The following is a 12,810-nucleotide window of genomic DNA, read 5'->3' as shown; positions in this document are numbered from 1 at the left end:
AGCCGCATAGCCTTCTTTCCATAGCCCCTCGCTCCAGCACCTTGTCGCAGCGATTCGACACCCGGAGTAAGCCGGGTTCCTCACATGCCGGTCATCGGGCACATCTAGGGTAGTTGGGGTAAACCGGTTCGCATTCCACCGCTGCCGTGCGTGCACCCCTCCGCCACCGTCGACGAAACCAATGTCAGGAGAACCTCGGTCGTGTCAGTCACAGACGACATCCGCGCCCTCACTCAGCCGAACCACCCGGACGACTGGACGGATCTGGACACCAAGGCCGTCGACACCGTTCGGGTTCTTGCAGCCGATTCGGTGCAGAACGCCGGGAACGGGCACCCCGGCACCGCGATGAGCCTCGCGCCACTGGCCTACACGCTCTACCAGCGCACCATGCGCCTGGACCCGAGCGATCCGAGCTGGGTCGGCCGCGACCGCTTCGTGCTGTCCTGCGGTCATTCCAGCATCACCCAATACATCCAGCTCTACCTGGCCGGATACGGTCTGGAGCTGAACGATCTCGCGCATCTGCGCAAATGGGGCTCGCTCACCCCCGGCCACCCCGAATTCCGCCACACCGACGGCGTCGAGATCACCACCGGCCCGCTGGGTCAGGGTCTGGCCTCCGCGGTCGGTATGGCCATGGCGGCGCGGCGCGAACGCGGTCTGTTCGATCCGGACGCCGCACCCGGCACCAGCCCGTTCGACCATTTCATCTACGTCATCGCCTCCGACGGTGATATGGAGGAGGGCGTCACGTCCGAGGCCTCCTCACTCGCGGGCACCCAGCAGCTGGGCAACCTGGTCGTGATCTACGACGACAACAAGATCTCCATCGAGGACGACACCACCATCGCCTTCACCGAGGATGTCGCCGAGCGCTACCAGGCCTACGGCTGGCACGTCCAGGTTGTCGAGGGCGGCGAGGACGTCGTCGCCATCGAGGCGGCGCTGGCCGCGGCCAAGGCGGAGACCGGTAAGCCGTCGATCATCGTGCTGCGCACCATCATCGGCTACCCGGCGCCGAACAAGATGAACACCGGCGCCGCGCACGGTGCGGCACTCGGCGCCGACGAAGTGGCCGCGACCAAGAAGATCCTCGGCTTCGATCCGGAGAAGAACTTCCAGGTCGACGACGATGTCATCGCGCACACCCGCAAGGTCATCGAGCGCGGCCAGCAGGCACATGCGGCCTGGCAGCAGCGGTTCGACGCGTGGGCCGCCGCGAACCCGCAGAACAAGGCACTGTTCGATCGGCTGGCCAAGCGTGATCTGCCCGCGGGCTGGGCCGCGAATCTGCCGACCTACGAGGCGGATCCGAAGGGGATCGCCACCCGCAAGGCGTCCGGCAAGGTGCTCGCAGCGCTGGCGCCGGTGCTGCCGGAGCTGTGGGGCGGTTCGGCCGACCTCGCCGAATCCAACAACACCACCATGCCCGACGCGCCGAGCTTCGGTCCGGAGTCGATCTCGACCGGTATGTGGAAGGCCAACCCGTACGGCCGCACCCTGCACTTCGGTGTGCGCGAGCACGCCATGGGCGCGATCCTCAACGGCATCGCGCTGCACGGCCCGACCCGTCCCTACGGCGGCACCTTCCTGGTCTTCTCCGATTACATGCGCCCGGCCGTACGCTTGGCCGCGCTGATGCGGGTGCCCGCGATCTACGTGTGGACGCACGACTCCATCGGCCTCGGCGAGGACGGTCCGACGCATCAGCCGATCGAACATCTGGCCGCGCTGCGCGCGATCGCGGGTCTGAACGTGGTCCGCCCCGGCGATGCCAACGAGACCACCTACGCCTGGCGCACCATCCTCGAGCGCGACAGCAGCGAGCACACCTCACACTTCTCGGTCTCCGAACCCGCCCACCAGGACGGACCGTCCGCACTCGCGCTCACCCGCCAGGATCTGCCGATCCTCGAGGGCACCAGCTACGAAGGTGTGAAGAAGGGCGGCTACGTGCTGGCCGAGGCATCCACCGGCACACCGCAGGTGATCCTGATCGCGACCGGATCCGAGCTGCAGCTCGCGGTCGCCGCCCGCACTACGCTGGAGGCGCAGGGCATCGGTACTCGCGTGGTCTCGATGCCGTGTGTGGAGTGGTTCGACGCGCAGGACAAGGCATATCGGGACGAGGTGCTGCCGCCGTCGGTCGCCGCTCGCGTGGCCGTCGAGGCCGGTATCGCGATGCCGTGGTACCGGTTCACCGGTGACGCGGGCGAGATCGTATCGATCGAGCACTTCGGTGCCTCGGCCGATTTCAAGACCCTGTTCCGCGAGTTCGGGATCACCGCGGAAGCCGTAGTCGCTGCCGCGCAGCGCACCCTGGAAAACGTGAAGGGATAAGAGCTCATGGCACAGAACGAAAACCTCGCCGCCCTCTCCGCCGCGGGCGTCTCGGTGTGGCTCGATGATCTTTCGCGGGACCGGATCCAATCCGGCAACCTGGCCGAGCTCATCGAAACCCGTAGCGTCGTCGGCATCACCACCAATCCGACCATCTTCCAGGGCGCCCTGAGTCAGGGCCACGCCTACGACGCCCAGGTGAAAGAGCTCGCCGCCCAAGGCGCGGATGTGGATTCGGCGATCCGGACCATCACCACCGACGATGTGCGTGCGGCCTGCGATGTGCTGGCCGGGGTATACGAGGCCAGCAACGGTGTCGACGGCCGGGTCTCCATCGAGGTCGACCCGCGCCTGGCCTTCGATGCCGAGCAGACGGTCGCGCAGGCCATCGACCTGTGGAAGACGGTGGACCGGCCCAACCTGTTCATCAAGATTCCGGCCACCGAGGCGGGCCTGCCCGCGATCACCCGGGTGATCGCGGAGGGCATCAGCGTCAACGTGACGCTGATCTTCTCGGTCAAGCGTTACCGCGAGGTGATGGGCGCCTACCTCGACGGTCTGCGCAATGCCAAGGGCGCCAGCCACGATCTGGCCAAGATCCATTCGGTCGCTTCGTTCTTCGTCTCCCGCGTGGACACCGAGATCGATAAGCGACTCGAGGCGATCGGTACGCCGGAGGCACTGGCACTGCGCGGACAGGCGGGTGTCGCCAATGCGCGCCTGGCCTACGCCGAATACCAGGATGTATTCGATGGTGGTGCGCACACCTCGACCTATCAGCATCTGGCCGCCGCAGGTGCGAATCGGCAACGGCCGCTGTGGGCTTCGACGGGCGTGAAGAATCCGGAGTACTCCGACACGCTGTATGTCACCGAACTGGTGGCGCCGAATACGGTGAACACGCTGCCGGAGAAGACCCTCGAGGCGGTCGCCGATCACGGTGCGGTCCGTGGCGATGCCGTCAGCGGTACCGCCGCGGCCGCGCAGGAGATCTTCGACAAGCTCACCGCGATCGGCATCGACCTCGACGATGTGTTCGAGGTACTCGAGCGCGAGGGTGTGGAGAAGTTCGAGAAGTCGTGGGAGGAGCTGCTTTCCGCCACGGCAGGTGAACTGGCCAAGACCGGGGATAACTGACCCGATGGCCGGCACTCAGACGAATATCTGGAAGAACCCGCTCCGCGACGAGCGGGACAAGCGGGTCCCGCGGATCGCGGGACCGTGCAGCATGGTGATCTTCGGCGTCACCGGCGATCTGTCCCGGAAGAAACTGATGCCGGCCATCTACGATCTGTCGAACCGGGGGCTGCTGCCCCCGGGCTTCGCACTGGTCGGCTTCGCCCGCCGTGACTATGCGGACGAGGACTTCGCGAACGTCGTGCTCGAAGCGGTAAAAGCGCACGCGCGCACACCCTTTCGGCAGGAGGTCTGGGACCATCTGGCCGAGGGCATCCGCTTCGTGCAGGGCTCCTTCGACGACGATTCCGCCTTCGCCAAACTCGCCGACGTGCTGGCGAAGCTGGACAAGGACCGCGGTACCGGCGGCAATCACGCCTTCTACCTGTCGATTCCGCCGAATATGTTCCCGGTGGTGCTCGATCAGCTCTCCCAGCACAAATTGGCCCAACCGACGAAAACCGATGGCGAGGGCCGCAAGCCGTGGCGTCGGGTGGTGATCGAGAAGCCGTTCGGCCATGATCTGGACAGTGCGGTCGAACTCAACGCACTGGTCAACCGGGTGTTCCCGGAGGAGACGGTCTTCCGCATCGATCACTATCTCGGCAAGGAGACGGTGCAGAACATCCTGGCGCTGCGCTTCGCCAACCAGCTCTACGAACCGGTCTGGAATGCCAATTACGTCGACCATGTGCAGATCACCATGGCCGAAGACATCGGATTGGGCGGTCGCGCAGGCTATTACGACGGTATCGGCGCCGCCCGCGATGTCATCCAGAACCACCTGCTGCAGTTGCTCGCGCTGACCGCCATGGAGGAGCCGATCAGCTTCGAGCCCAAGCAGCTGCAGGCGGAGAAGATCAAGGTGCTATCGGCGACCAAACTCGTCGAGCCCCTTGATGAAACCACCGCACGCGGCCAGTACGCGGAGGGCTGGCAAGGCGGCGAGCATGTGGTCGGACTGCTCGACGAGGAAGGTTTCGACCCGCAATCGCGCACTGAGACCTACGCGGCGCTCACCCTCGAGGTCGACACCCGACGCTGGGCGGGTGTGCCGTTCTACCTGCGCACCGGAAAACGCCTGGGCCGCAGGGTGACCGAGATCGCGGTGGTGTTCAAGCGGGCACCGCATCTGCCGTTCGACCAGACCATGACCGAGGATCTCGGGCAGAACGCACTGGTTATTCGGGTGCAGCCCGATGAGGGTATTACCACCCGGTTCGGTTCGAAGGTGCCGGGGTCGAGCATGGAAGTGCGCGACGTCAATATGGATTTCAGCTACGGCGAGGCGTTCACCGAATCCTCTCCCGAGGCCTACGAACGTCTGATCCTCGATGTGCTGCTCGGGGTGCCGTCCCTGTTCCCGGTGAACGCGGAGGTCGAATTGTCCTGGCGCATCCTGGATCCGGTGCTCGAGCACTGGGCCGCCGACGGTAAGCCCGAACAGTACGAGGCGGGGACCTGGGGTCCGGCCTCGGCCGACGAGGTATTGGCCCGCACCGGGCGCGAATGGCGGCGGCCATGATCGTCGACATGCCGCAGACCACCACCTCCGAGGTCACCAAACGCCTGGTGCGCCTTCGGGAGAGCAATGGCGTGATCACCATGGGCCGGGTGCTGACACTGGTCGTATGCACGCTGGACAGCTCCGAGGCCGAGGACGCTATCGACGCAGCCAATGACGCAAGCCGCGAACATCCCTGTCGCGTGGTCGTATTGGCGCGCGGCGATCGCGAGGCCGAGACCCGGTTGGATGCCCAGATCCGCGTGGGCGGTGATGCCGGCGCGGCCGAGGTGATAGTGCTGCGACTGCAGGGTGATCTGATCAACCACGAGAGCAGCGTCGTCATCCCGTTCCTGCTGCCGGACACCCCGGTGGTGGCCTGGTGGCCGCGTGGCGCACCGGAGTTCCCGTCCAAGGATTCGGTGGGACGCTTGGCGACTCGCCGCATCACCGACGCCACCTTCGCCGCCGATCCGCAGGCGACGATCAAGAAGCAACTGGGCTCCTACGCCTCCGGTGATACCGATCTGGCGTGGAGTCGCATCACCTATTGGCGGGCGCTGTTGGCGGCCGCCATGGACGAACCGCCGTTCGAGCCGGTGGATTCGGTGATCGTCTCCGGACTGCGCGACGAACCGGCGCTGGATATGCTCGCCGGCTGGTTGGCCGCCCGCCTCGACTGCCCGGTGCGCCGCCGTTCGGGTGCGTTGCGGGTGGAGGTGCGTCGCCCGACGGTGTCGATCGCTATCGAGCGGCCGCAGACCGGTCGCACCGCGACATTGACCCGCACCGGTGACCCGGATCAGCGAATCGCATTGGCGCGCCGGGAAACTCGCGACTGCCTCGCCGAGGAACTGCGACGGCTGGATGCCGACGAGATCTATGCCGAGGCGCTCGCCGGAATCGAGAAGGTGACCTATGAGTGAGCGCGCGAACTTCCCCGCGCACACCGTCCGAGTACACGACGACACCGACGCCTTGATTGCCGCCGCGGCCGCACAATTCGTCGCCGTCGTGGTGGCCGCGCAGGCGGCACGTGGGTCCGCATCAGTGGTGTTGACCGGCGGTGGGACCGGGATCGGGCTGTTGGAATTGGTCCGCAAGACACCCGGCGATATCGACTGGACACAGCTCGATGTGTTCTGGGGCGACGAACGATTCGTGCCAGCGGGCGATTCCGAGCGCAATGATCTGCAGGCACGGCAGGCGCTGCTGGATCATGTGCCGGTGGATCCGTCGCGGGTGCATCCGGTCGCCACCTCCGATGGCGAATATCCGGATCCGGTCGAGGCCGCCGCCGAGTATGCGGCGGCGGTGCACGCGCACTTGGCCGAGTACGGGGCCTTCGATCTACATCTGCTCGGTATGGGCGGCGAGGGGCATGTGAATTCGCTGTTCCCGCATACCGATGCGGTACGGGAACAGCACGAACTCGTTGTCGCGGTAACGGATTCGCCCAAACCGCCGCCGGTGCGAGTCACGCTGACACTGCCCGCGGTGCGGCACAGTCGCCATGTTGTGCTGGTCGTCGGTGGTGCGGCCAAGGCCGAGGCGGTGGCCGCGGCGGTTGCGGGCGCGGATCCGGTAGAGATCCCCGCGGCGGGTGCCGGCGGGTCGGAATCCACTACGTGGCTGTTGGATCGGGATGCCGCCGCGGCATTGCCGGCTGCCGCGAGCTAACTGAGCAGTTCCTGCACGGTTGCGCCGAGGACCAGTTCGCGCACCCGTGGTGAGCCGGTGGCGCGTTCGACGGTGGTGCGTGCGATGACCGGATCGCCGTAGGGGGCATCGGATCCGAAAAGGGTGCGCTCGGGAATTTCGGCTATCGCCAGGCGGACCGCGAAAATGATACTGGCAGTGGACAGTTCGAGGTACATATTCGGGGTGTCGCGGACCAGTTCGATCGCGTCCATCCAGTGCGCTCCGCCGAGTTGGGAGACCACGAGCGGCACGCGTGGATAGCGGCGCGCAAGGTCGGTCAGGGTGCGCAGGTCGGCGGCGGTCGTGGGCGCGGCGCCGTGGACGACGACAGGCAATCCACCATGGTCGGTGGCGGCACGGAGTACCGGCTCGATGAGCCCGGCCTGGTCGGGAGGCGGGGTCAACTCACCGATGCCGCGCAGTCCACGTCCGACTACCTCGCGTTCGACGATCGCTTCGGCGTCGGGCGCGTCGAGCGGCACCGAGGCGAAGCCGATGAAGCGGTCCGGGTAGGCCGCGAGGGCGGCGTCGAGTTCGCGGGTGGCCGCTTCGCGGCCGAGGCCGCCGCCTGCGAGCGCCTGAGTCAGCAGGTCCATCTCTGTGCGGAGTTCGGTGAGGGTTCCGGCCCGTTCCGGATGCGGTCGGGTCATGAAGAGGACGGTCTTGTCCACACCCGCCTCGTCGAGTAGCGCGATGTGGTCGGTGAGCGGTTCGTGGACGTGGCTGTGTGCGTCGATGATCAACGTTTCTCCTGACGGAATCGAGTTACGGTCTCGAGTGTTGATCCCTGACACCATGGGAAGGTCAAATCATGCTGATCGGTGAGCTGGCCAGCCGCACCCGCACCAGCGAGCGGCTGCTGCGGTATTACGAGCGAGTCGGGCTGCTGTCGGCCGAACGCCGCCACAATGGGTATCGCGAGTACGACGCGAATGCCGAGCAGCGTGTCGGGCAGATTCGCGCATTGCTCGCTGCGGGACTCTCGACGCGGGTGATCGGGCGGCTGCTGCCGTGCACGGTCGCCGATGGCGCGTTGCGGGCCTGTCCTGGCGTATTGCCCGCGTTGCGGGATCGGCTGGCGGAGTTGGATCGTCGGGCCGTTGAGCTCGATGTCGCTCGCGATCTGCTGCGGCGGACGATCGAGGAAACAGAACAGTCGCGCTGACGCTGCGCCCATTCCGAATGTGCCGATAAATCCGCGATTCGACACCGGGGTACTAGGAGAAATTTCTTGCAACTGCCGAGGTGATCAGAATACTTTCGGAAATCGTACTGAAATCAGGTCCCTGGAGCGGCAGCCGTCGGAGATGATCACAGCGTGACCGAACAGCGAGTCGACCTCGAGGAGCGATTCCGTGCCGAGCTATCGGCGCTGGAGCCACGGCCGAGCCGTCCTGTCGAACAGCCGCTCGAGGGTGTCGTGCTCACCGGAGCCCAGTGCCTCGATCTTTTCGAATCACAGGCGACCAGTAGGCATCTCGATCTCGCGGCACGCCGGTTGGGCACAGCCAAGCGCGGCTATTACAGCATCGGGTCCTCCGGACACGAGGGCAATGCGGCGGTCGCGGCTGCCCTGCGCTGCACTGATCCGGCGCTGCTGCACTATCGCTCGGGGGCATTCTTCGTGCACCGGGCCAGGCAGGTGCCCGGTCTCGACCCGATCCGGGATGTGCTACTCGGCGTCGTCGCGGCGGCCGCTGAACCGATATCGGGCGGCCGTCATAAGGTTTTCGGCAGCAAACCGGCTGCGGTGATCCCGCAGACGTCAACCATCGCGTCACATCTGCCGCGCGCCGTCGGCCTCGCCTTCGCGATCGAACGCGCGGCTCGGCTCGGCGTCGCCTGCGAATGGCCGTCGGATTCGGTGGTGCTGTGTAGTTTCGGCGATGCGTCGGCCAATCACTCCACCGCCGCCGGAGCCATCAATGCCGCGATTCACACTGCGCGCCAAGGGGTTCCACTGCCGCTGCTGTTCGTATGCGAGGACAATGGGATCGGCATCAGCGTCCCGACCCCGCCCGGCTGGATCGAACAGTCCTACGGCATCCGCCTAGGCCTGCAGTATTTCGACGCCGACGGCTGCGATCTCCTCGACGCCGCGACAACCGCGACCCAGGCGGTCGACTGGGTGCGCGAACACCGCAAGCCGGCCTTCCTCCACCTGAGCACCGTACGGCTCATGGGCCATGCCGGATCCGATGTCGAATCCGCCTACCGCAGCCCCACCGATATCGCCGCCGACCTGCGCCGGGACCCGGTGATTGCAACCGGGCGCCTCCTGATCACCTCCGGCGTCGCAACCCCGACCGAAGTCATCGCACGATACGACGAAATCGGTGGCCGAGTCGCCGCCATGGCCGAATCGGTTTGTCGCGAACCGAAGTTGACCTCCGCCGCTGCGGTGATGGCACCGTTGGCCCCGCTACATCCGGACCGGGTGCGGGCCGATGTCTTGCGTCGAGGCCCGCTCGGGTCTGGTGTCAGAACATCAGCTCAGGTACCGGAGACCGTCGACACCATCGTTCGCGACATCGCGATGAGCGGCAGGCCCGCCCGCGACACCCACAAGCGCCGCCAAGGCACAGCGGAACAAACAGTTACGCAAGATGGTTCGGCGACGCTGGCGCAGGCGATCAATCAGACGCTGGCCGCACTGCTCGACCGGGACAACGACGTCCTGGTGTTCGGCGAGGATGTCGGCCGCAAGGGCGGCGTCTACGGTGTCACCAAGGGCCTGCAGAAGCAGTTCGGAGTGCGCCGTGTCTTCGATACGCTGCTCGACGAACAGAGCGTGCTCGGCACGGCCCTAGGCGCCGGACTCGCCGGATTCGTGCCGATTCCGGAGATCCAATATCTCGCCTACGTGCACAATGCCGCCGACCAGTTGCGCGGGGAAGCCGCCACACTGTCGTACTTCTCCCAGGGGCAATACCGGAATCCGATGGTCGTGCGCATCGCCGGATACGGCTATCAGAAGGGGTTCGGCGGCCACTTCCACAACGACAATTCCATCGCGGCACTGCGCGATATCCCGGGCCTGATCATCGCCTCCCCCGCCCGCGCCGATGACGCCGCCGCCATGCTCCGCACCTGCGTCTGCGCCGCTCGCGTCGACGGCCGCGTCTGCGTCTACCTCGAACCCATCGCCCTCTACCACACCCGCGACCTGCACCATCCTGGCGATAATGCCTGGCTCGCAACACCTTCCGATACCGACCACATCGCCATCGGCCGCGCCCGCGTCTACGGCGACGGCCCCGACCTCACCATCGTCACCTTCGCCAACGGCGTCCCCATGAGCCTGCGGGTAGCCCAACGCCTCTCATCTCGCGGTATCCGAGCCCGCGTGCTCGACCTCCGCTGGCTATCCCCTCTCCCTGTCGATGACCTACTCGAGCACGCCCGCGCCACCGGCCGAGTCCTCATCGCCGACGAAACGCGCCACACCGGCGGTGTCTCCGAATCCCTCTGCGCCGCCCTGATCGACGCCGGTTTCAACGGCCACCTAACCCGCGTAACCAGCGAAGACTCCTTTATCCCCCTCGGCCCGGCCGCCGGCACCGTCCTCCTCGACGAACCCCGAATCGAATCAGCCGCCACCGAACTCGCCAACCGCTGAACCCACGCGGTACTCGCCAACCCCTCGCATCGGCGAGTACCGCGCGCCCGTTGGTCGGCTATCGCCGCAACCGCAGCACCGCTTCCAGAAATTCGCGCATCGACGGCCGAAACCCGTTGCGCGGCTCGTGGATCCATCGCCGAAAACCGCGCCGCTCGTCATCGGGAGATGGCAGCACAACGTATTTCGGCGCAACGCCGATATTCCAGCGCAGCAGCGCGGGCGTCAGACTCTCCGGACATGGCCCGGACGGTCCGGTCAGAAAGGTCCACCGCCGTGACGCCGGGTGTTCGATCACCGGCCCCAACGGCCCATGCTGTTCCGCGACGAATTCCGTTGCCAGCCGGGAGGGCATCACCACCGCACTGACCGGTCCGGTCTGCACGATGATCCGCGTCTCGGTCTCGGGCAGGACCACGGCGGGCAGTTCCAGATCGCGCTGGTAGTGCCGGCAGCGTTGCACAGTTGTCTCTGCGCTACTGGGCATTTCGCACCGTCCGACAATCGTTCGTGGCTGTAGTCATCCGACATCCCTCCGCCCCCGCGCGACGCAGGGATGGTCCTCGATGACGCCCCTGCCTCGGCGTGCCGTGATATCTTTGATGTGGTAATGCTAGCGTGATTATCACGCTTCAGTAAGTGAATCGGATGAGTAGGCTCAGACCGATACGCTGGGGAGCCATGGGAACTCGATTACGGACCGCGCGAAAATTGTTGCTGGGACGCGAAATCGAGCATATGGTCCGCACCGGGGGCGTCAGTCAGACCGAGGCCGGCAAGATCATCGAGTCGACCCAGAGCCGAATCAACCAGTTGATCAATGGAGTCGGCGCCATCAGCGTCGGCGATCTCGAACTCCTCGCAACGACACTGGGTTTCACCGACCCCGGCTATATCGAGACGCTCAAGGAACTGCGTCGCGACAATCACAAGCGCGGTTTCTGGACCACCGGCCACCGCCGCGCCTACGTCGAGGACCTGCGACTGCTCGTCGATCTGGAGGCGCATGCCAGCCTGTTGCGCACCGCCGAGGCGGAGATCATGCCGGGACTCATCCAGTGCGAGTCCTATATTCGCGCACTGCACGAACCGGTCACCCCGGTCGCGGCGGACCGCGTCACCGTCGAGGAGTCGGTGCATGCGCGGCTGGCCCGGCAACAGGTGCTGACCGAGGCGGACCCACCGGAGTTCCGCGCGATCCTGTCCGAATCCTGTCTGCGCCGCGAATACGGCGGGCGCGAGGTGATGCTCGAACAACTCGAGCATCTGTCGAATCTGTCCAGGCGGCCGAATATCCTGATCCAGGTGCTCCCATTCACCGTCACCACGCGCGGGGCCGGGATGGAGGACCGGTACACGCTGGTACGGGTGCCGTCGCCGGGTGCGGCGGGTGATCTCGAGATGGCGATCGTGGAGAGTCAGGGCGATATCCGCTATATCGATGACAAACCCGCGGTGGCCGCCCGCGAAACCGTATGGTCCCGGCTCAGTGCCGCCGCACTCGGCGCCGAGGACTCCCGGAAATTCATGGAGCACGTCGCACGATCATTCCGCCGCAAGACATTTACCAGCACTTGACGAATCAGGAGCCCCCGGATGTCCGCCGACTTCGAGCCCCGCGAAATCAATGCGAGCCGACCATCCGCCGCCCGCATGTACCACTACTACCTGTCCGGGGAAGCTGTCTTCGAGGTCGACAAAATCTTCGGTGAGCGGCTGTTCGAAATACTTCCGTTCCTCGACGTGTGGGCCCACCACAATCGCGGATTCCTGCGCCGCGCGACACGATTCATGGTGGAGCAGGGCATCCGGCAATTCCTCGATATCGGTTCCGGACTACCCACCGTCGGCAATACACATGAGGTCGCGCGGGAAGTCGCGCCGGATTCGCGCGTGGTCTATGTCGACAACGATCTGGAAGCGGTCAATCGCGCCCACGACCTGCTGCTGCACGGCGATGCCCTCGACAACACCGCCATCATCGAGGCCGATCTGCGTTACCCCGACCTGATTCTGGACCATCCGGATACCCGGCGGCTGATCGACTTCGGGCAACCGCTCGGCCTCTTGGTCGTCAGCGTCTGGCCATTCGTACCCGACGCCGATCACCCGCACGACCTGATGGCGCGACTGCGCGACCGGCTCCCCTCCGGCAGCTATGCCGCGATGACCCACGTTTCCTTGGACGACGCCGGCCCGGAGATCAAGCAGCAAATGGCTGCGGCCGCCGCACTCTATGACGAAACCTCCGATCCGGTGACCTTGCGCACGCGCGCCGAGTTCACCGCGCTCTACGACGGCCTCGATCTGGTCGAACCCGGTATCGCCTACGCGCCGGACTGGCGCCCCGACCAACCGGTCGACCTGGAAGATACGGCGCGGCCGTGTAATTTCGCCGCCGTTGGCTATAAGCGTTAAAGGACGAGCAACGGGTCTGCCAACCCGGCGCAACTCCTGCTCCACCCCG

The 12,810-nt window shown here is 65.8% G+C and carries 11 protein-coding genes; 9 read left to right on the top strand and 2 right to left on the bottom strand.

Features of this window, described 5'->3' with window-relative positions; translation table 11 throughout:
* Positions 1-201 precede the first annotated feature (201 nt).
* The 5 genes from tkt to pgl are packed head-to-tail and all read left to right on the top strand — an operon-like array spanning position 202 to position 6,703.
* A complete protein-coding gene (tkt, locus tag AB0J47_RS04235) occupies positions 202-2,343 on the top strand; it encodes a transketolase (RefSeq protein ID WP_364340318.1) in 2,142 nt (713 codons plus the stop codon).
* 6 nt (positions 2,344-2,349) lie between these two features.
* A complete protein-coding gene (gene tal, locus AB0J47_RS04230; RefSeq protein WP_364340316.1) occupies positions 2,350-3,480 on the top strand; it encodes a transaldolase in 1,131 nt (376 codons plus the stop codon).
* A 4-nt stretch (positions 3,481-3,484) separates the two neighbouring features.
* The gene (zwf, locus tag AB0J47_RS04225; RefSeq protein ID WP_364340314.1) at positions 3,485-5,044 is read left to right on the top strand and encodes a glucose-6-phosphate dehydrogenase; all 1,560 of its coding nucleotides are present in this window, start codon (positions 3,485-3,487) and stop codon (positions 5,042-5,044) included.
* Entirely contained in the window at positions 5,041-5,949 is a 909-nt protein-coding gene (gene opcA / locus AB0J47_RS04220; protein WP_364340312.1) for a glucose-6-phosphate dehydrogenase assembly protein OpcA, read from the top strand. The genes zwf and opcA overlap by 4 nt, the downstream gene beginning before the upstream one ends.
* Positions 5,942-6,703: a 6-phosphogluconolactonase gene (gene pgl / locus AB0J47_RS04215; protein WP_364340310.1), complete on the top strand. Its 762-nt coding sequence runs from the start codon at positions 5,942-5,944 to the stop codon at positions 6,701-6,703. Before opcA ends, pgl begins: the two co-directional genes overlap by 8 nt.
* Here the strand turns inward: pgl and AB0J47_RS04210 are convergent.
* The gene (locus AB0J47_RS04210; RefSeq protein ID WP_364340308.1) at positions 6,700-7,467 is read right to left on the bottom strand and encodes an amidohydrolase family protein; all 768 of its coding nucleotides are present in this window, start codon (positions 7,465-7,467) and stop codon (positions 6,700-6,702) included. The two genes, pgl and AB0J47_RS04210, sit on opposite strands and share 4 nt — an antisense overlap.
* Before the next feature lie 68 nt (positions 7,468-7,535).
* On the opposite strand from AB0J47_RS04210, the gene AB0J47_RS04205 reads away from it, so the two are divergent.
* Positions 7,536-7,889 carry a MerR family transcriptional regulator gene (locus AB0J47_RS04205; protein ID WP_364340306.1) on the top strand — a complete coding sequence of 118 codons (354 nt, stop codon included), beginning with the start codon at positions 7,536-7,538 and terminating at the stop codon, positions 7,887-7,889.
* 153 nt (positions 7,890-8,042) lie between these two features.
* Entirely contained in the window at positions 8,043-10,343 is a 2,301-nt protein-coding gene (locus AB0J47_RS04200) for a thiamine pyrophosphate-dependent enzyme (protein WP_364340304.1), read from the top strand.
* A 58-nt stretch (positions 10,344-10,401) separates the two neighbouring features.
* Here AB0J47_RS04200 and AB0J47_RS04195 read toward each other — a convergent pair whose 3' ends face one another.
* Complete coding sequence (locus AB0J47_RS04195; protein ID WP_364340302.1) at positions 10,402-10,830, bottom strand: hypothetical protein; 429 nt, start codon at positions 10,828-10,830, stop codon at positions 10,402-10,404.
* Between the two features lie 194 nt (positions 10,831-11,024).
* Between AB0J47_RS04195 and AB0J47_RS04190 the strand changes: the two genes are divergently transcribed.
* Together AB0J47_RS04190 and AB0J47_RS04185 are read left to right on the top strand one after the other, a co-directional pair.
* Positions 11,025-11,921: a Scr1 family TA system antitoxin-like transcriptional regulator gene (locus AB0J47_RS04190; protein ID WP_364340300.1), complete on the top strand. Its 897-nt coding sequence runs from the start codon at positions 11,025-11,027 to the stop codon at positions 11,919-11,921.
* Between the two features lie 18 nt (positions 11,922-11,939).
* Positions 11,940-12,761, top strand: coding sequence for an SAM-dependent methyltransferase (locus tag AB0J47_RS04185; RefSeq protein ID WP_364340297.1), 822 nt, complete (start codon positions 11,940-11,942; stop codon positions 12,759-12,761).
* Positions 12,762-12,810 lie beyond the last annotated feature (49 nt).

Source organism: Nocardia sp. NPDC049737, from assembly GCF_040674755.1.
Taxonomy (GTDB): Bacteria; Actinomycetota; Actinomycetes; order Mycobacteriales; family Mycobacteriaceae; genus Nocardia.
Note: the sequence above shows the minus strand (reverse complement) of the source record. Positions and strands in the feature narration are given on the sequence as shown.

What these genes read in the sequence shown, in the direction of transcription:
- zwf (WP_364340314.1), top strand. Translation starts at nt 3,485, where the DNA reads ATGGCCGGCACTCAGACGAATATCTGGAAGAACCCGCTCCGCGACGAG.
- AB0J47_RS04185 (WP_364340297.1), top strand. Translation starts at nt 11,940, where the DNA reads ATGTCCGCCGACTTCGAGCCCCGCGAAATCAATGCGAGCCGACCATCC.
- pgl (WP_364340310.1), top strand. Translation starts at nt 5,942, where the DNA reads ATGAGTGAGCGCGCGAACTTCCCCGCGCACACCGTCCGAGTACACGAC.
- AB0J47_RS04205 (WP_364340306.1), top strand. Translation starts at nt 7,536, where the DNA reads ATGCTGATCGGTGAGCTGGCCAGCCGCACCCGCACCAGCGAGCGGCTG.
- AB0J47_RS04195 (WP_364340302.1), bottom strand. Translation starts at nt 10,830, where the DNA reads ATGCCCAGTAGCGCAGAGACAACTGTGCAACGCTGCCGGCACTACCAG.
- opcA (WP_364340312.1), top strand. Translation starts at nt 5,041, where the DNA reads ATGATCGTCGACATGCCGCAGACCACCACCTCCGAGGTCACCAAACGC.
- AB0J47_RS04190 (WP_364340300.1), top strand. Translation starts at nt 11,025, where the DNA reads ATGGGAACTCGATTACGGACCGCGCGAAAATTGTTGCTGGGACGCGAA.
- tal (WP_364340316.1), top strand. Translation starts at nt 2,350, where the DNA reads ATGGCACAGAACGAAAACCTCGCCGCCCTCTCCGCCGCGGGCGTCTCG.